This is a genomic window from Robertkochia solimangrovi, from assembly GCF_007279655.1.
GTDB lineage: Bacteria > Bacteroidota > Bacteroidia > Flavobacteriales > Flavobacteriaceae > Robertkochia > Robertkochia solimangrovi.
Map to the genome: position 1 here is coordinate 66725 of NZ_QKWN01000009.1, position 18586 is coordinate 85310.

The 18586-nt window shown below is 33.6% G+C and carries 17 protein-coding genes; 10 read left to right on the forward strand and 7 right to left on the reverse strand.

The genetic code is table 11. The annotated features are described in order from the left end of the window. Positions 1-61: 61 nt before the first annotated feature. From DMZ48_RS13150 to DMZ48_RS13170, 5 genes are all read right to left on the reverse strand, one after another. Positions 62-364: a DUF5712 family protein gene (locus tag DMZ48_RS13150; protein WP_199287975.1), complete on the reverse strand. Its 303-nt coding sequence runs from the start codon at positions 362-364 to the stop codon at positions 62-64. Continuing rightward, positions 333-929, reverse strand: coding sequence for a BfmA/BtgA family mobilization protein (locus DMZ48_RS13155; RefSeq protein WP_143955621.1), 597 nt, complete (start codon positions 927-929; stop codon positions 333-335). The genes DMZ48_RS13150 and DMZ48_RS13155 overlap by 32 nt, the downstream gene beginning before the upstream one ends. Before the next feature lie 506 nt (positions 930-1435). After that, positions 1436-1885, reverse strand: a complete 450-nt coding sequence (locus tag DMZ48_RS13160; RefSeq protein ID WP_143955622.1) for a JAB domain-containing protein — start codon at positions 1883-1885, stop codon at positions 1436-1438. Positions 1886-1964: 79 nt separating this feature from the next. Beyond that, positions 1965-2300, reverse strand: a complete 336-nt coding sequence (locus tag DMZ48_RS13165) for a single-stranded DNA-binding protein (RefSeq protein WP_143955623.1) — start codon at positions 2298-2300, stop codon at positions 1965-1967. A 598-nt stretch (positions 2301-2898) separates the two neighbouring features. Next, on the reverse strand, positions 2899-3858 hold the full coding sequence (locus DMZ48_RS13170; RefSeq protein ID WP_242009204.1) for a ThuA domain-containing protein: 960 nt from the start codon (positions 3856-3858) through the stop codon (positions 2899-2901). Between the two features lie 17 nt (positions 3859-3875). On the opposite strand from DMZ48_RS13170, the gene DMZ48_RS13175 reads away from it, so the two are divergent. From DMZ48_RS13175 to DMZ48_RS13220, 10 genes are all read left to right on the forward strand, one after another. Further along, positions 3876-4649, forward strand: coding sequence for a ThuA domain-containing protein (locus tag DMZ48_RS13175; protein ID WP_199287976.1), 774 nt, complete (start codon positions 3876-3878; stop codon positions 4647-4649). A 118-nt stretch (positions 4650-4767) separates the two neighbouring features. Next, the gene (locus DMZ48_RS13180; RefSeq protein ID WP_199287977.1) at positions 4768-7215 is read left to right on the forward strand and encodes a glycoside hydrolase family 9 protein; all 2448 of its coding nucleotides are present in this window, start codon (positions 4768-4770) and stop codon (positions 7213-7215) included. A 467-nt stretch (positions 7216-7682) separates the two neighbouring features. Next, positions 7683-8579 (forward strand): helix-turn-helix domain-containing protein, encoded by an 897-nt coding sequence (locus tag DMZ48_RS13185; RefSeq protein WP_143955625.1) that lies wholly within the window; start codon positions 7683-7685, stop codon positions 8577-8579. A 90-nt stretch (positions 8580-8669) separates the two neighbouring features. Further along, entirely contained in the window at positions 8670-9554 is an 885-nt protein-coding gene (locus DMZ48_RS13190) for an NAD-dependent epimerase/dehydratase family protein (protein WP_143955626.1), read from the forward strand. 44 nt (positions 9555-9598) lie between these two features. Further along, positions 9599-10294: a cupin domain-containing protein gene (locus DMZ48_RS13195; protein ID WP_199287978.1), complete on the forward strand. Its 696-nt coding sequence runs from the start codon at positions 9599-9601 to the stop codon at positions 10292-10294. Between the two features lie 27 nt (positions 10295-10321). Continuing rightward, entirely contained in the window at positions 10322-11458 is a 1137-nt protein-coding gene (locus DMZ48_RS13200) for an aldo/keto reductase (protein WP_143955627.1), read from the forward strand. Between the two features lie 28 nt (positions 11459-11486). After that, a complete protein-coding gene (gene mgrA / locus DMZ48_RS13205) occupies positions 11487-12506 on the forward strand; it encodes an L-glyceraldehyde 3-phosphate reductase (RefSeq protein WP_143955628.1) in 1020 nt (339 codons plus the stop codon). A 488-nt stretch (positions 12507-12994) separates the two neighbouring features. After that, the gene (locus DMZ48_RS13210; protein WP_143955629.1) at positions 12995-14434 is read left to right on the forward strand and encodes a mannitol dehydrogenase family protein; all 1440 of its coding nucleotides are present in this window, start codon (positions 12995-12997) and stop codon (positions 14432-14434) included. Positions 14435-14491: 57 nt separating this feature from the next. Beyond that, entirely contained in the window at positions 14492-15544 is a 1053-nt protein-coding gene (locus DMZ48_RS13215) for an aldo/keto reductase (protein WP_143955630.1), read from the forward strand. 19 nt (positions 15545-15563) lie between these two features. After that, positions 15564-16448, forward strand: coding sequence for a helix-turn-helix domain-containing protein (locus DMZ48_RS13220; RefSeq protein ID WP_143955631.1), 885 nt, complete (start codon positions 15564-15566; stop codon positions 16446-16448). Between the two features lie 203 nt (positions 16449-16651). On the opposite strand, the gene DMZ48_RS13225 is transcribed toward DMZ48_RS13220, so the two are convergent. Both DMZ48_RS13225 and DMZ48_RS13230 read right to left on the reverse strand, forming a co-directional pair. Further along, positions 16652-18009, reverse strand: a protein-coding gene (locus DMZ48_RS13225; RefSeq protein ID WP_422395439.1) for an IS3 family transposase whose coding sequence is annotated in 2 segments (ribosomal slippage) — positions 16652-17665 and positions 17668-18009 — 1356 coding nt in all. Because the reading frame shifts where the segments join, the coding sequence is not laid out codon by codon here. Between the two features lie 28 nt (positions 18010-18037). Continuing rightward, a complete protein-coding gene (locus DMZ48_RS13230) occupies positions 18038-18556 on the reverse strand; it encodes an Arm DNA-binding domain-containing protein (RefSeq protein WP_143955632.1) in 519 nt (172 codons plus the stop codon). Positions 18557-18586: the final 30 nt, after the last annotated feature.

Consider the following 18586-nt stretch of genomic DNA (forward strand, 5'->3'; position numbering starts at 1 on the left):
CCTCCTAAAGCTGATTTCCTTTTTTAGTGTTCCTATAATTAAATTTACATTATTAATAACGCTAGCTTATTTTTAAATTAGGAGTGTACACTTTTTGCTGACGATTTACAGCTTTGAGTTCGCGCTGACTGGGATTTAGGGTGATGGAATAGAATTTCGGTTCGGAGCGTTTAAGCTTGGCAGTATTACTGTCAATTTGCTGAATGACTTCTTCAGGAGTAATATCATCCTGATACTGATTAAAGAAATGTTCCAATTCCGGGATAGGTTTATCCAGGTTTTCTTTTTCCAAATAGGCAATAAAATGAGCCGCACTTTGTGCATAGGTACCTTCAACTTTCTGGGCGGTAATGGTGATATACATGATCGAGTTGTTTTTTAAAGTTTTCAAATTCATTTTTATCCATAACGAGTTTGTGGTAGTCCTTTCCAAAGGAGTTCTTTACGTAACTGATTTTATCGAGCAGATCAGCCACCGTATGATGATAGCTGCTGAGTTGCTGTTTTAATTGTTCATAGCGGTTTTGATACAGTTCCAATTCTGAATCCCGGGTAAAGGCTTCTGCCGGCTCAAAATCAAAGTTTTCATCGCTGTCAAAGTCAAAGGACCGCTGATTCTCTTCGTTATCCTCCATTTGATTGATCTGTTGAAAGAGGGTGTCGAGCATGGCTTTGGTAGGGAGGGTCTGCTGTTTTTCAATGTTTTTAATGATGGCGATCAGGGCATTGATACGTTTTTTGGTACTGTCAAAACGCACACCCAGATTTTCATAAGGCGATAGCTGATTCCATTTAAAAAAGTTAAGCATAGCCTCCAGGGTTTCTGTATGCGATTTGGAGATCTCACCAGAATATTTTCGAAAACGATCCGCAATATCCTTTTTGATACTGATGCCTGAAAACCGATATTTTTGATAGCTATCTTTCATTTTTACTGTAAAAATTTGCCTGTTTATGGGGTCTGCGGGTGGTTTTACTGTAAATACAGAAGGATTCTAAAAACCTATAAATCGCCCAATCCCGCGCTATACAAGGGATTGCTCTACATGGATAAACGGCAACGCGGCGTCAGCGCGTTGCCCTCTTGCTATTCCATTTCGTCCCGCAGGGACAAAAATTCCATACACCCCACCGGTATTCATCAGATGGGATGCACTATTTTAATTCAGTGATTTGGTCATTAAAGGAAAGTCAAATCAGTTCCGATTTTCATCGGGAGTAATGACCAAAAATTGCGTTGTATTATAGCTTATAAGATACAAATTCCAGGCTAAAGATCACACCAAAAGCCCATCATAATAAACGGGCTTATTTGGTAGTATTTGACAGGTGTAATTCTTAATAATCCTATAGTTTGATCCAATTTAGTGGGATTTGTCTGGGTTAACCTTTTTAGTTTGAAAATCGAAGATGGGGGGAATACTTCGATTTTCTTCTAAAGGAGTCCATTATCAGCAAAGGAGTAGTAGTTACCATTGGGGGCTAGAATGATATGATCGAGCATGGCAAGATCTAAATAGCTACAGGCTTGTTTGATCTTATCAGTAAGATTTTTATCCGCCTGTGAGGGTTCGAGTTTTCCACTGGGGTGGTTATGGGCTAGAATGATGCCGGTTGACAGGGATTTTAAAGCCACTGCCAGAATGATTCGGATATCGACTAAGGTTCCGGTGATTCCACCTTTGGAATGTCTGTAAATCCCTTTTATGCGATTGGAGTTATTGAGCAGGATGATATAAAAGGATTCCTGAAGGGCAATGGTCTTAGTATCCCAAAACTCAAAAAGGATATCGGCTGCATCGCCAGAAAATCCAATCCTTGGCGCAAGATTTATATTGCGTTTTAACAGATAGGATATTTTTATTTCGTTAACTTTAGAGTGCATTTGATCTATATTTACTATGGATTAAAAAGAGGGTGTTTGGTAAGGATTAAGGATGAAAAACACCCTCTTTACTTTTTATTTAATTATTACCGAGCAGTAGAATCTCAGAAACTACGATTTCGGTTACATAGCGTTTTACACCCTCTTTATCCTCATAGGATCGCGAGGTCAATTTCCCGGAGATAGCGATCTCTTTACCCTGAAAAACATAGTTTTCAATGAGGGCCGCCGTTTTTCCCCAGGCTACTAAATTGTGCCAGTTGGTTTCGGTTTGCCGTTCTCCTTTGGAGTTTTTATAACTCTCATTGGTAGCCAGTGAAATCCGAGCTACTTTTTTACCATTTTCAAGGTTGGTAATAGTAGGTTCCTGTCCTACGTTACCGATCAGTTTTACAACATTTCTTAGTGTACTCATAACATTAAAATTTAAAGGGTTAACAATTGATTTACTTATTATATCCGGTAGCGTTTTTTTCTTTTTGATTTTTTTAGTTTCACTTCCGGAGAGATATTTTAGAGATGCTTTCATAATGCTTTTGTTTTTGATTTACTTCCTATAGAGCCGTATAGCTGTTCTTCCTTTTTTGATGCTTACACGATTACAATATTTTGGATTGAAAAGAACTTATAAAAGCGAACCCGATCGGGATCGGGCAGGAGCGGCTTATGCAGTTCGTTCAAGAGAAAATGTTGGTGTTTTGCGGTCCAAAAAGGAAAGTCAGTGTCGGCTGGAAGTAAATCAAACTCCAACGCTGAAAGTCAGGAAAATATCAGGAAGTGAAATAATTATTAGCAATACAAATTTTGAAATAATACGATTAAAATGGCATCCTCCATCTCATGTATGAAAAAAGTGATCCATACAAATTAATAGATATGTTTTAATGAAAAAGGAAGTGAATATATAGCAGTATATCGATTGTCTAAAATTACATTTTGAAATGTAATTTCATATTAAATTATAGTAAGTGTAAAATTCACTTGAGGACCTTAAAATAATTTGATTAATTGAACTATTGATTTACCTTCCCGAGCCAATTTAGGGTATTTAGGATCATTTTATTTTGAGAAGGATTGTTAAACGTATGCGACAATTCTTTGTTGGTTCCATTTTCATAATCAATATCATTATGCCCCATATTAACATACAACATATTATATTTTTTATTGGTCCAAACCACTGGATAATAGCCTTCATGCCATATTTCAGATGCTTTTGGTCCAGTGCCTAGAGGGAAACTCTCAGGATCAATTGAGAGTAAAATTTCTATATCAGGTTGTTCTTTCAGGTCTTTCTCCCATCGATACCATTCATTGGGTGATGCTATTATTTTATCGGATAGATTCATAGTAACTGGGTGATTTTCATTTTCAATTTTTAAAATCGCACTCGTTGGTCTCCAAGTATTACTTTTATAGGCACCGCAACCTAAAAATTCATTTTGGTACCAATCCCAATCGTTGGGGAAGGAGGAGGGTGATAATGCAAATGCTGAAAAATGAAAACCTATCCAACTACCTCCTTTTTTCATGTAATTTTCGAATGCTAAACGTTGATGAGGTGCTTCTGGTCTAGTATCTAAAAAGATAACGAGATCATACTTATTCAAAAAATCTTCATTAAGGTTATTCCAATCATCTGTTGCTGTATAGCTAAAGTTGTTTTGCGATGATACTTTTGTAAACCATTTGTTCGCTTCATTGACAAAACTAATATGTGCCTGATCATTTTTTGCTGTATAGAAAGCAACTACTTTATATCCCGGTTTTTTATTAGTACTCACTTTACATGAAATACATAATATTAAGATTAATAGTATTTGAATAGGTTTTACTATCACTATTTTCATCGGATGGCTGTATTGGATTGATTTATAAGGTCTAATATAGGTCAATTTTTTGTTGTCTATAGTTTCAGATTGTTCATTGGTCGATATTAAATCAGTTGCTTTTATCAAATCACTTAATTTCAATTTAAAAGGAAATTATTTTGAATATAAAACATACGATATTAAAAAGTGTCATACTGACTACTGCTTTTTTGTGGATAATTCATGTACAATCTCAAGACGGAAATAGTCAAATTCTGATCCTTGCTGAAGAGGGTACTATTCACAGACCTTTCGTAGATGAAGCAGAAAAAATTTTGGATAGTGTAGCATGGGGACATCAATTTAAAATGGTTAAACTTTCAAATACAGAATTGATAAATGAGGAATATTTGAAAGACTTTAGTTTAATAATACAGTTAGATTATCCGCCATATATGTGGACTGAAAGCGCGAAGGTGGCATTTATGGATTATATAGAAAATGGTCAAGGTGGCTGGTTAGGTTTTCATCATGCTACTTTATTAGGTGACTTTGATGGCTATCCTATGTGGGATTGGTTTTCTAAGTTTATGGGAGGTATTCTATTTGAAAATTATATTCCAAATTTTGCTGGTGCACTTGTCCATGTAGAGAAGAGCCAACATCCTGTTTTTTCAGGAGTATTAGGGGATTTCTGGATTGATAAGGAAGAATGGTATATCTATAATAAAAGTCCAAGAGCCAATACTATCGTTTTAGCTTCGGTAGATGAAAGTAGTTATGACACTTCCACAAGTATTAAGATGGGAGATCATCCTGTAATTTGGTCTAACCCGGAAATGAAAGCCAATAACATTTATATTTTCATGGGGCATCATCCAGGACTTTTTAGGAATCCCGATTATAAAAGGATTTTTATAAATGCTGTGCTTTGGTGTCTTCAGAACCCATAATAAACTTAAGTTGAATTCTAACCGGTTAAAAGGAATAGTAAAAATTATTCCAAGTATAAAGTTGTGTTTAAAATATTAATTAAAACTTTTTAATGTTACAATGAGGTACTGTAAATGCTTGAATTTAATCTTTGTAATGGTTCTGTGGGGGCATTCCATATTAGGGCAATCCTTTATAAGTTCAGATTCAATATTAAATTCAAAAATTATTGAATCAGGTGTAATTCATAGACCGTTGGTCATGGATGACTTGGTAACCTATGAGAGTTTGAGTCTTAATAAAAAAGTGCTTTTAAGACATAAATTGGAGGTTATAAAGGATTCATCTAATTGGAAACATTCAGGAGAAGGAAAGTTAACTTTTTCGATGGATAAAACGATTTCAGGGAAGGGAAGTTTAAAAATTGAGGCGCCAACGTATTTAGATAATAGGGCAGTTGGTTCGGCATCTGATCCTGATTATGCCACATATGGCGAATCTAAAAGTCTTTATAAAATAAATGAGGAGAATTGGGAAGAATTTAATAGAATAGTCTTTAACATTTATCCGGATAATCCTGAAAATGGGGTATTGAATATCAATTTTACCATAAAGAATAATTCTGAAGACTTAAAAGAAGGCTATAACAGACAGGAAGGTGATCATTTAATTCATTTGGAAAATGGAAAATGGAATACTTGCTACTTGGATTTAGATGAGTACCAGAGGAACCAAATTTCGGAAATCGGATTTTATTTCACAATTAAGGGAAAAAATATAATGACAGGCGATTCAACCGTTTTCTATCTTGATAATTTTGAATTACAGAAAGTTGATAATCCGGAGATTGTGAGTGGTTGGGAGCCTCGAAATAATTCCATTGTATATTCCACAACAGGATATAAAATTAATGGCAAGAAAAGAGCATTAATTAATACAGCTGGTAAAGATCCAAAACAATTCTCCCTAATAAATATTAAAAATAATCATACGGTATTTTCAGGAAGCACGAAGAAAATCAGCACAAGCACAGGTGATTTTGAGATCATTGATTTTTCTGAATTCAATAGAAAAGGAACTTTTTATATAAAGGTTGAACATCTCACAACCCCTCCCTTTTCCATTGATTCCGATATTTGGGAAAGTTCACTTTGGAAGACATTAAATTTTATTTTTTGTCAAAGATGTGGATATACTATTGCCAATAAACATGGTAAATGTCATGAGGATTTATTTTCAGAGCATAATGGAGAAAGAATATCTTATTCTGGGGGATGGCATGATGCAGGTGATTTATCCCAACAAACGCTTCAAACAGCAGATGTCGTTTATAGTTTACTGGAAGGATACAATAATTTAAAAGGTAAAAACCCAATTCTAGCAAGCAGAATGCTGGAAGAGGCTGAATGGGGTTTGGATTTTGTACTAAAAAACCGATATGGAGATGGCTTTAGGGCAAGTAGTATGGGTTTATTGATTTGGCTAGATGGTAGAGTCGATTCTTTCGATGATATCAATTCCGTGAGGGTACAAAACATGACATTTGATAATTTTTTATATGCAGCATATGAGGCTTATGCTGCTCTGACAATACCTGATAATGCTGTATTAGCCGAATATTTAAGAAAGGTGGCGAAAGAAGATTTTGATTATGCAATCCAAAGACATGAATTAGTTGGATTTGGAGAGTTTCATTCCTTTTATGAACACTCGTATAATACATCAAAGAGTCAATATATGGCAACTGCATCTTGGGCTGCCAGCATGTTGTTTAAATTGACTAATGATCCGTATTATGCACAAAAGGCTGTTGAATTCATTGAATATATGATTGCTTGCCAGAATATTATTCCCATTGGAAGAAGTGGTATTAAAGGTTTTTTTTATAGAGACATTACAAAAAAGGTGATCGTTCATTATAATCATCAATCACGAGAACAGGTTTATATGCAGGCACTTGAATCGCTATGTACGGTATTGCCTAATCATCCTGATAATAATAAGTGGATAGAATCCATAAAATCTTATGGAGAATATATTAAGAAATTAATGCCGTATACGGCTCCATATGGAATGCTTTCTGCAGGAGTATATCATGAAAGAGAGGCTGAAGATGTTGAAAGTTTTGACCACCAGCATCTCTTCATGCCACCGGATGCAAAGGAATTATTTCAAATACAATTGAAAGGTGGGGTACAGTTGGATAATGAGCATTATTTAAAACGCTTTCCTGTTTGGTTCAGTATTTTTAACGGTAATATGGCAATCCATTTGTCAATGGGAAAAGCAGCTGTAATTTGCGGAAAAATTTTAAATGATCAGGAATTAAAGGATATTGGACTTGAACAGCTTTACTGGGTTGTTGGATTCAATCCTTTTGGCCAGTCACTAATCCGAGGAGAAGGGAATAATTTTCCACAAATGGATAATTTTTCATCTGGAATGGCCATTGGTGAAATGCCAGTGGGAATTCGAACATTAGGTAATCTTGATGTTCCATATTGGCCACAGACCAATACTTCCTGTTATAAGGAAGTTTGGGTTACTTCTGCAGGAAAATGGATATCACTTGCAAGTGAATTTTAAATTTATTAATAAATAAGAAATCATAGTTTATTTCAATTGTTTTTAGAAAAATTTTAGTTCTTCATTAGTAGTAATTAAAATGATTTAAAAAACGATTATGATCAAAAAGATCTGTAATTGGACTCAAGACAATAAAATCATTAAGCTAAAACCCATTTTATTGCGAAATAATCTTTGTCATTCATCAAATATTTATAATGGGAATCGCTTGAATATTAATGGTTTGGACTGAATGACATTTAAAGTCAATTTATTTGACATTTTAGGCAAAACGTATGTACATATATCTTTACTAATTTTGATATTTTTAAATGGATATGATGTTTTATTCTTTAAAAAAAAATTAAATAAGGTCGAGGAGATTAAATAAATGAGGCATCATTTTAACATGTATATTTAATATTAAAGAGCTAATTTTTTTATCTTTAAAAAGACCCGAATTGAATGATATAAGCGGTTGAGTTGAGATGGATACAGTTGAAAATATCGAAGAATTCTATAAACGTTCTCCTTATGCGGAGAAAACTTTCATTAAAGATGAACAAGTAGGTGATTTTGCCGTATTTCCACGTAGTTATTGTCCTTTAACTTCACCATTTAGTCGGAGGTCGTTTTATAAGGTAGCTTTAGTTTTGGATCCAGGGAAATTGTTTTATGCAAATAGATGGATTGAAATTAACCAACCTGCCTTACAATTCTCGAATCCAATGGTTCCATACGCCTGGGAGACTCAATCTACAAATCAGCAAGGATGGTTTTGCCTGTTTACTGAAAGCTTTTTGCAATCTGGTAGTCGTATAGGTAGCTTATCTGAATCTCCATTTTTTAAAACTGGAGGAACTCCAATCCTTTATCTTAATTCTGATCAACAAAATATTATTGCTGATATCTATCAAAAAATGATTGATGAGTTCAATGGTGAATATGAGCATAAATATGATGCATTACGTACTTATTTACATTTATTAATGCATGAAGCAATAAAATTGCAACCTGCAAATGATTATGGGCTTCATCAAAATGCAGCTTCCAGAATTGTTGCTTTATTTATGGAATTAGTGGAACGACAGTTTCCGGTTCATTTTTCTCAAGGACCTTTATTATTGAAATATCCCAAAGACTATGCAGATCAATTATCTATTCATGTTAATTCGTTGAATCGTTCTTTAAAGCAGGTAACAGGAAAAACAACTTCACAAATACTTGCCGAAAGAATAGCCAATGAGGCATTAATTATGTTAGAGCATACAAATTGGAATATTTCTGAAATTGCCTTTTCACTAGGTTTTGAGGAAGCAAATAACTTTACTTCATTCTTTAAAAGAGTAACTAATCGGACTCCAAGTGACGTGCGAAAAGCATAGTGTTTGATTGGAATAACTTTCCGTTTGAATTTAATATAGTATAGCCATTACCCTGTATTTAATTTTGTTCTATTAATAAAAATTAAAAAAATGGGACTAATTAATTTATTTCAGGGAGCACGATTGATTTGTACTAGATATTGTAAGCTGTTTGGCCTTATAATTCTTTTTGTTTCAAGTCATATGTATGCGATGAATTCGGGGCTGAAAAGCGATCCACCAAAAAAGCTAAAGGTTATGGTAACCGGGCATAAGGGATATATTGGTAGTCGGTTTGTTTCGGAGATGAAAGCCAAATATGATATTATCGGTTATGATTTGGTTGAAGGTGATGATATACTGGATTACGAGAAACTAAAAAATCGAATGAAAGGTGTGGATGTTGTTGTTCATGAAGCTGCAATTCCTAAACCTACACCTGGTAAAAGTTTTGATGATTATTTTAAAACGAATGTTCAAGGCACTTTGAATGTTATTAAAGCTGCTGAGGCAAATGGTGTTAAGCGAATGGTTTATGCCAGTTCTACTACAATTTATGGAGTTGAAGGAGGGATACCCTTCGATTATCCTATTCATGAAGATCAAAAATTTGTTTCACAATATATAAAGGCTGATGAGCTACAAATGAGGGATATAGATTTGTCTTATCATATTAGTAAAGTTATGGCCGAACAAGTGCTTGCATGGTATGGGTTAAATAAAAAAATTCAAGTCATTGCTTTAAGGTATGGTCCAACCGATCATGTGAATTTAGGGGCACATGTGAGTATAGAGAATGTAATACAAGCTACAGATTTAGCGATCAGTAATCCTCATGTATTTTGGTATGAGGCATTTAGTATCGTGGATGGGGATGTTGATTTTATAGATTTAAGTAAAGCAAAAAATATGCTAGGGTATAATCCTAAGCCAGCAAATTATACAAAGGATCAAACTATTTCCTCCTTTGATAAGCGTTTAAATCTCAAAAATTGAGGTGTTGAACATAATAACTATTATTTAATTTAAAATGGAATATTATGTTAGGATTTAATAGGTTCGTTTATACTTTTTTAACCACAATTCTCACTTTAGGTTTTTCAAAAATCATGGATGCTCAAGTAGCTGTGGGAACCAGTAATCATATGATGCTGACTAAGAAATATACCAATAAAGATTTCTATCAGGATGGTGTATTCAATAAACTTAGAGCAAAAGAAGCTATTCGTGAAATGATTATTGGTTTTGGAAATTCCTATACTGATCAAATGGATGAATTAATTTGGGTAAGTGATTTTGGTTTAGGTGATTATGAACATGTTGGTTTAGCGAGTATAATTTGGTTTAATAACACAAAGGGGTATCATTTTTTTGCAATGACGATGTATTTATTGCCTGGTCAAATGATCCCAGAACATATTCATAGACCTATACGTTCGTCACCTTCGTTGCCGCCAAAATATGAATCTTGGGAAGTAATTAAGGGATGGATATATAATTTTTCAGAAGTGGGAAATGCAACTCCAAATCCGCCGAAAATACCAGATTCATTTGGCAAGGTGATTAGTCAAAATTATAATATTATGAATATTGGTGAGATTCAGTCATTAAAGCAGCTTGAAACTTGGCATTTTATGATGGCAGGCCCAAATGGGGCTATTGTTGATGAGTATGGAGTTTACCATGATAGGAGAGGTTGGTTTAGTTCGAATGATAAAGCATATCCAACAAATTAAAATTAATAAGAATATAAAACTTTAATTATGTCTACAAGAAGAGATTTTATTAAAAAATCAAGTAAAGGTATGTTGTTTGCTGGTGCCTCCACTCTTCTACCTGGTGTTGCAGGAGCAACAACTAAACTATTTGATGAAAGTGAGAAAGGGTTGTTAGGAAAGCAGAGTTATATACCAAAATATAAGTTGCCATTTAATTTTGGTATGGGTGGAGTTCCTTTTGGAAATGAATTTGAGAATATTTCTGAGAGACAGGCTTATGAAACTATGGAGGCTGCATGGGCTACAGGGGTACGGTTATATGATGTCGCTCCTTTTTATGGATTAGGATTAGCGGAGAGAAGATATGGTATGTTTCTTCACACTCAAAATAGAGAAGACTATGTATTAAGCACTAAAGTTGGAAGACTTTTAAAAGCCTCAAAGGATATTAAAGATCCTGCATTATATCCTATGAGTCATTCACCAAATAATGTAACGTATGATTATTCAGCCTCAGCAGTAAGACGATCTATTGAGGACAGCTTACAACGATTAGGAATTGATAGCATTGATATTGCATATGTTCATGATGTTGCTCCTGATAATAAATGGCTAAATGGAAAATGGTTAGATCATTTTGAAATTGCTACAAAAGGAGCCTTTCCAGAACTAGAGAAAATGAAACAGGAAGGGATTATAAAAGCGTGGGGTGTAGGTGTAAATACTCCGGAGCCTATTCTTAAAGTGATGCAAGTGGCAAATCCAGACATAATATTGATGGCATCACAATATTCCTTGATTGAACATAAAAACGCTTTGAATAATGTTTTTCCAGAAGTAAGGAAAAATAAAGTTAGTCTTGTAATGGGAACTAATCTAAATGCAGGCTTTTTATCTGGGAGTAATCGTTATAACTATGGAGGAAAGCCTATTCCAGCTGAGTTTTTAAAAAAACGTGAAGATTTACGCAAGATTGCCCAGAGTCATAATGTAGATTTAAGGACTGCAGCCCTTCAATTTGCATCATATCCTGACGTTGCTGCCGCTATCATTCCAGGGGTGAAAGCTCCACATCAAATTAAGGAAGATTGGGAATCTATGAGTGTTCATATACCAAAGGATTTTTGGTTGGAATTAAAATCTGCAAAATTAATTGAAGAGAATTGTCCAATAAATAATTAAATGAATATTAACTATTAATTTATTTATTATGGTAAATAGTGGCTATGATACGATGATTTATAACCGTTGTGGGAAGAGCGGGTTAATGTTACCTGCAATATCTTTAGGGTTGTGGCATAATTTTGGCGATGATATGACACATACTACTAAAGTCGATATCTGCCGAACCGCTTTTGAATTGGGTATCACGCATTTTGATCTTGCTAATAATTATGGTCCACCTTCAGGAAGTGCGGAAAAGGCATTTGGTAAAATTTTAAAAGAAGATTTTTCAGGTCTTAGAGACCAGTTGATTATTTCCTCAAAAGCTGGGTATTATATGTGGCCAGGGCCCTATGGAGAATTTGGGAGTCGAAAATATGTTATCGCGAGCTGTGATCAGAGTTTAAAAAGAATGGGGATTGATTATGTTGATATATTTTACTCACATCGATTTGATCCAAATACTCCGTTGGAGGAAACGATGCTAGCTTTGGACCATTTAGTAAGATCTGGTAAAGCGTTGTATGTAGGTATTTCTTCATACAATGCACAGAAAACAAAAGAGGCTTACGAAATTTTAAGCTCCTTAGGGACACCATTTATTATTCATCAACCAAGTTATTCAATGTTGAATAGGTGGATAGAAAAGGATGGTCTATTAAATACTTTGGAGGACTTAGGCTTGGGTTCAATAGTTTTTTCTCCTTTAGCACAAGGAATGTTAACAAATAAGTATCTCGGAGGCATTCCAGTAAATAGTAGAGGGAGTCAGGGTAAAACTTTAAATTCGAATTTTTTAAATGCTGAAAATATGAAGCGGATTAAAGCTTTAAATGACATTGCAAAAGATAGAGGTCAAACACTAGCACAAATGGCTATATCGTGGGTTTTAAGAAATGGAGATGTTACTTCTGCTTTGATTGGTGCGAGTAAGCCGCAACAAGTAATTGAATGTGTTGGTGCTTTGTGTAATTTAAATTTCACCATTGAAGAACTAGCGGATATTGACAATTATGCAAAGGATGGAGGAATTAATATTTGGAGAAAGTCTTCGGAATTAGATTAAAATTAGACAGAACCTGTAAAACCTGTATATAAGATGTATAGGTTGGATATTGTAATGTTCATATAATTTGAAAATTCACTTTTCCTACTTATGGTATTGATTGTTAAGATTGAATCATATAGAAATTCAATTGTTTTTTAAAAACAAAATAATGCCCATTTGACTATTAAATTGCGGTTTATTGGGATGAGATGTTAAATTTTGGTGGGTTGGTTTTTGATTAACATGTTCATTGTTCAGTTGGTTAATTATTTGTTTTTAGGCTGTGATGATATTTTTTCTTGCAGCCTTTTTTTTTAATTATGGTTTTGAAATATATAGTCCTAAAAGTTATAAGGGTGTAATAATGAAAATTTATACATTCTGAATTAATGAAATTAAACCTCATCAATTCTGATTGATTTATATATTATTTGGATTGATGATAATATGAACTTTTGGATTTTGTTAAGGGAAATTTGAAGATAATTAATTTTTAAAATTTATTAATGATGATTGATTTTTTATATGATAGAGGAAATTTAAAAATAGGTATAGTTCATATTGGAGTGGGGAATTTTCATAGGGCACATCAGCAATATTATACCAATCTTTTATTAAATGATACTTTAGAAAATACATGGGGAATTAGCGGTGCTATGTTACTTCCTAGTGATGAAGTAGCGTACAAAAACTTACATGATCAAGAGGGAATTTATACGCTTTCTGTTTTTGGCCAATCTGGAGAAGAATTAGTTTACAGAATTGGTTCTTTAATTGAATTGATTTGGGCAATGGAAAAACCTAATGATTTGATTGAAAGAATTTCTAGTGAAAATACAAGAATAATTACTTTAACAATAACTGAAGGAGGGTATAATTTAAATAAAGAAACTGGAGAATTTAATTTAGGGAACAAGAAAGTTGTTCACGATATTTTACATCCTCAAGATCCTCAAACAGTATTCGGTTTTGTCGCTGAAGGATTGAGAAAAAGAATTGTAGCTAATAATGTTCCGATAACAATATTGTCGTGTGATAACTTACTAAATAATGGAGATTCTGCTAAAATGGCTTTTCTGTCTTTTTTTAAGGTTCAGGATGAAAAACTCTACAATTGGGCGAAAGATAATATTTCTTTTCCCAATAGTATGGTCGATAGAATAACACCTGGAATATCAGCATCTGATATTGAGTTTTTAAACTTAAAAAATAATACTAACGATAAAGCGCCGGTTTATTGTGAGGATTTTGTGCAATGGGTAATTGAGGACAATTTTATTTCAGGCCGTCCAAATTGGGAAAAGGTCGGTGTTCAATTTACCGAGGATGTGAAGTCTTATGAATTCCTCAAATTAAGTCTGCTGAATGGTTCGCATACTCCAATGTTATGCTATCCGGCATTTTTAATGGGATATAGGCGGGTAGATGAGGCAATGCAGGATAGCCGAATACGGAAATTATTAAAAGATTTTATGGATAAGGATATAACACCGAATATAATTCCTCCTGCAACTATTAATTTGGAGAATTATAAGGAAACGTTATTAAATCGTTTTTCAAATAGTGCTGTAAGTGATCAATTAGAGCGGTTATGTTTTGATGGAATTTCAAAATTCCCGGTATATATAATGCCAAGTCTTTTAAAATTGATAGACAGAAATCAAGACTCTTTACGAATCGCTATGGGAATGGCAGCCTATAGACATTATTTGAAATATAAAAAAGATGATTGTAATGTTACTTACGAGATTAATGAGCCTTGGTTAAGCACCAAGGATCTTGTCTATATAGAAGACGAGGATCCAACAAATTTTCTGAAGCTTTCTGCATTTAAAAATAAAGATCTTTTTGAATCAAAAAGGTTTCTTACTGATTTTTTGAATATGGTTTCGTCAATCAAAAAAAATGGGATGGCGGCAACACTTGAAGTGGTAATAGGTACATAATAAGAAAATTAAAATTTAGTAAAATAATAGCAAAGTAATTAACACACATAATAAATTATGGAATATAGGTTATTAGGTAATTCAGGATTAAAAGTATCTACTATAACATTGGGGACAATGACATTTGGAGGCTCTGATAATTTTGCCAAAATAGGAAAAATTGGTATTGATGAGGCTAAAAGGATTGTTGATTATAGTATAGATAGCGGGGTTAATTTGATTGACACAGCAAATATGTATTCTTCAGGATTATCTGAGGAGATAATTGGTCATGTGTTAAATGGTAAGAGGCCGGGAAATGTTCTTATTTCAACAAAAGCAAGGATGTCAATTGGAAATGGTCCAAATGATGAAGGATATTCAAGATATCATTTAATAAATGAATGCGAAAAGAGTCTTCAAAGATTAAAAACAGATGTGATAGATATTTATTATATGCATGAGTGGGATGGTCTTACTCCTCAAGAAGAAATGATGGAAGCATTGGATACACTTATTAGACAAGGTAAAGTGCGATATATAGGATGTTCCAACTTTTCTGCCTGGCATACGATGAAAGCACTAGGTACAAGTAAAGAATATAAATTTCAGCCATTTGTAACCCAGCAAATACATTATACTCTAGAGGCAAGAGAGGCAGAATATGAATTATTGCCTATTGGGGTTGATCAGGGGCTTGGTACTTTAGTTTGGAGTCCACTTGCAGGTGGTTTATTATCCGGTAAATATTCAAGAGAAGATCAATTTCAAGCAGGAACTCGTTTTAGTGAAGGTTGGACTGAACCACCAATTAGAGATTGGGATCGTTTGTGGTCAATAGTGGATGTAATAAAAGATATAGCTGATTACAGGGAAATATCCCCTGCCCAAGTTTCAATATCATGGCTTTTAACTCGACCATCAATTAGCTCAGTGGTAATAGGTGGACGTACCTTAGAACAAATTCAAACCAATATTGAGTCAAATCAAATTAATTTGACTGAGCAAGAATTACATCGTTTAAATGAAGTAAGTAAAATACACTTAATTTATCCGTATTGGCATCAGGCAAATTTTGCGAAGAATAGATTAAGTGAAGCCGATAAATCCCTTTTATTAAATTTAGTATAATTTTTTTGACATAAATTAAATGAAAATCACCAGCTTCCCTAGTGATTTTGTAAGGTTCCCCCATCTTTATAATGTGCTTGAGTTACCAGGAGTTTCATATATTGCCTCTTTTTCTCAAGCACATATTAATGAGCCTTTACTGATATATTCAGAAGATGATTTGATTTTATTTGTTGTTAAAGGAAGTCTAAAATTGAAAGTTGGATCAAATAGGTTTTGTGTCGTAAAAAACCATTTAGTGATTGTTAAAAAGTCAACTTATTTTGAGATAATTGAATGTGATAGCCCTTTGGATAATCCCATAAATGAAAATCTATTCATTTCGTTAAATGAATCATTCTTAATAAATTTTATTAATTCAGAATATATTCAGAATTCCAAAATATTACCTAATGCGTATAGTCCGGTTTTTAAGTATCGATATGGAGAAGTATTAATTACAATTACTAACTCAATACTGCTGTATTTAAAGGAGAAAAATGATATTTTTTATCCTTATCTGTTTCGTATTAAAGTAGAAGAAATACTTTTCGGAATTGCTTATACAAGTTTCGATGCAATTTCAATTTTATTTCATTTCCCAAAACAAATTCTAAAATCTGAAATTCCAGAAATTATGGAGAATAATTATTTAAGGCCAGTAACTCTATCAGATTTGGCTAGGATGTCGGGAAGAAGTTTGTCAAGTTTTAGACGTGATTTTCAGTTAATTTATAAGCAATTACCAGGTAGATGGATTCAAGGAAAACGGATGGAGAAAGCCTTTGAATTATTAAGTAATAATAATGAAATAAGTATTTCAAACGTATGCTATAGTGTGGGTTATGAAAACACGTCACACTTTTCCAGATTGTTTAAAAACTATTATGGGTTTCCTCCTAGTAAAATTAATCATAATGGTTAAAATTTTGAATCCTACTAAAGGTGATTATTTACATATTCATATAGATTAGTGAAAATTTATTTTTATTTGGTTTTATGTAATTATAAAGGCTATTAAATCTATTTTCCATAGCTAATACATTGTAAATTATATATCTCGTTTGATTGTGTACGTCTTCAAACTAATTTGGACACTTTAGATTCAAATCTAAGCTAGCACTAAGATTATAAAAATAACATTTTTTCTTGTTGATACAACCGTCTTCTTTTAGCCAAGGTTTGTTGTTTAATAATTGCTCTTTGTTCTAAAATTTTATCAGCTCTCCCGTAATATACATCGGCTGGAGTCATGTTGCTCAAAGACTCATGATAGCGATTGTTATTATAGTTGTCCACGAACTTTTCCAGCGCTTCCATTAACTCATCTGGATGGTAAAAATTATCTAGTTTCACCACATTTTTCATAGTCCTGTGATAGCGCTCTATTTTCCCCTGGGTTTGAGGATGTAATGGCTTTCCGTGAACTTGCTTGATATTTAAATCATCCTTTAAATATTGTTTCAATTCATTAGCTATATAGCACGGACCGTTATCAGAGAGTAATTTTGGTTTTTGTTTGGTTTTTAATTTGGCCTTCTCAATGGCCCTTATTACTGTTCTTTTAACATCTTGGGCTTTCATAGAGTTACACAGTTCCCAGTGCACGATATAACGGCTGTAATCATCTAACACCGTACTTAAATAATACCATCCCCATCCAACGACTTTAAAATAAGTAAAGTCAGTTTGCCACATTTGATGTACAAATTGCGTTTTATCCTTGAATTCGTTTGATGCTGAAATCAGGATATGATTAGGAGCCGGAATAAGATCACGCTCTTTTAAAATGCGGTAAACGCTGGATTCAGATATGTAAACCCTTTGCTCATCGGTTATTTTAACAGCTAATTCCCGGGATGATAATTCTGTCTGTTCCAGGGCGAGTTCTACTACTAAATCTTTCTGATCCTCCGGAATACTGTTCCATTGTCTGTTGGATGTTCTTATCGACGGTTTAAGCCCGTCATAACCGTATTCAAGATAATTCTGATACCATTTGTAAAAGGAACTTCTAGAAATACCGTATTCTTCTAAAGTTCGTTTAACCCCTATTCCGCTACGAGTAACCTCTTGGATAATCGCTAATTTTTCATTTGCTGTCAGCCTCATATACTTTTTATATTTACTGATTAATCCAGCATATCCGAGGTTTTTTTTACGATGTCATAGCGTATGACCAAGTCGGCTAACGCCTCCTTTAATCGCGCATTTTCTCTTCTAAGATCAGCGACTTCGTCACTCGTTGCTTCACGTGTGATATCACCTGCTAATCTTTTTTTACCAGCTTCTAGAAACTCTTTATTCCATTTGTAAAACTGTGATTGAGCGATACTGTATTTTCTACATAATTCTGCTACTGAAGTCTCTGCTCTTATGGCTTCCATAACAATTAGAATCTTTTGTTCAGCAGTAAATATTCTTCGTGTGTTTTTACGAATATCTTTTACAAAAGTTTCAGCAGATTTCTTTTTTAGTGTTCCCATAATTAAATTTAAATTACTAATAAAAACACTAGCTTATTTTATAATTGGAGATGTCCACTTTTTGCTGACGATTTACATGTTTGAGAAAAATATCGGAGGTATGCAGGTGCTTTTTAAGAAAATCCACAATGTAAGCTTCCGTTGTGGTATAGTTTTTTAGGGTACCTTGTTTTAAAACACCGGTCATTTTATTTTTATGGTAGGATAGTAAGTGTATTAATGTGGCATGTTTTTGATCATTACCCAGAAATCGGGATTTAACTGCTAATGCAGAAATAATTTGTCCTTCCTTTAATAAACTGTCATAAGCATTATACAGTAAGGTTTTGGTTTCGTCAATCTTTTTATTGAGCTGTTGACTTTCAATACTGCTTCCGTAAAGTTTTGAAGCCGATTGATTCCAACGGTTTGTTGGAAGACTTCGTTTGAGACTGATTTCAATGGATTGGCCGTTAACGGTAATTCTGGTGTAAAGCAGTGCGGTTTCAGGTTGATTTTTCTTTTTACGAATAAAGAATGAAATGGAGAAAGTTTGAGTTGTACGCATCTTTTCGTTGTTTTAAATGAAACAATAATT

Coding starts and splice junctions, on each gene's coding strand:
- DMZ48_RS13150 (WP_199287975.1), bottom strand. CDS start 364: ATGTATATCACCATTACCGCCCAGAAAGTTGAAGGTACCTATGCACAA.
- DMZ48_RS13155 (WP_143955621.1), bottom strand. CDS start 929: ATGAAAGATAGCTATCAAAAATATCGGTTTTCAGGCATCAGTATCAAA.
- DMZ48_RS13160 (WP_143955622.1), bottom strand. CDS start 1,885: ATGCACTCTAAAGTTAACGAAATAAAAATATCCTATCTGTTAAAACGC.
- DMZ48_RS13165 (WP_143955623.1), bottom strand. CDS start 2,300: ATGAGTACACTAAGAAATGTTGTAAAACTGATCGGTAACGTAGGACAG.
- DMZ48_RS13185 (WP_143955625.1), top strand. CDS start 7,683: ATGGATACAGTTGAAAATATCGAAGAATTCTATAAACGTTCTCCTTAT.
- DMZ48_RS13190 (WP_143955626.1), top strand. CDS start 8,670: ATGGGACTAATTAATTTATTTCAGGGAGCACGATTGATTTGTACTAGA.
- DMZ48_RS13195 (WP_199287978.1), top strand. CDS start 9,599: ATGTTAGGATTTAATAGGTTCGTTTATACTTTTTTAACCACAATTCTC.
- DMZ48_RS13200 (WP_143955627.1), top strand. CDS start 10,322: ATGTCTACAAGAAGAGATTTTATTAAAAAATCAAGTAAAGGTATGTTG.
- mgrA (WP_143955628.1), top strand. CDS start 11,487: ATGGTAAATAGTGGCTATGATACGATGATTTATAACCGTTGTGGGAAG.
- DMZ48_RS13210 (WP_143955629.1), top strand. CDS start 12,995: ATGATGATTGATTTTTTATATGATAGAGGAAATTTAAAAATAGGTATA.
- DMZ48_RS13215 (WP_143955630.1), top strand. CDS start 14,492: ATGGAATATAGGTTATTAGGTAATTCAGGATTAAAAGTATCTACTATA.
- DMZ48_RS13220 (WP_143955631.1), top strand. CDS start 15,564: ATGAAAATCACCAGCTTCCCTAGTGATTTTGTAAGGTTCCCCCATCTT.
- DMZ48_RS13230 (WP_143955632.1), bottom strand. CDS start 18,556: ATGCGTACAACTCAAACTTTCTCCATTTCATTCTTTATTCGTAAAAAG.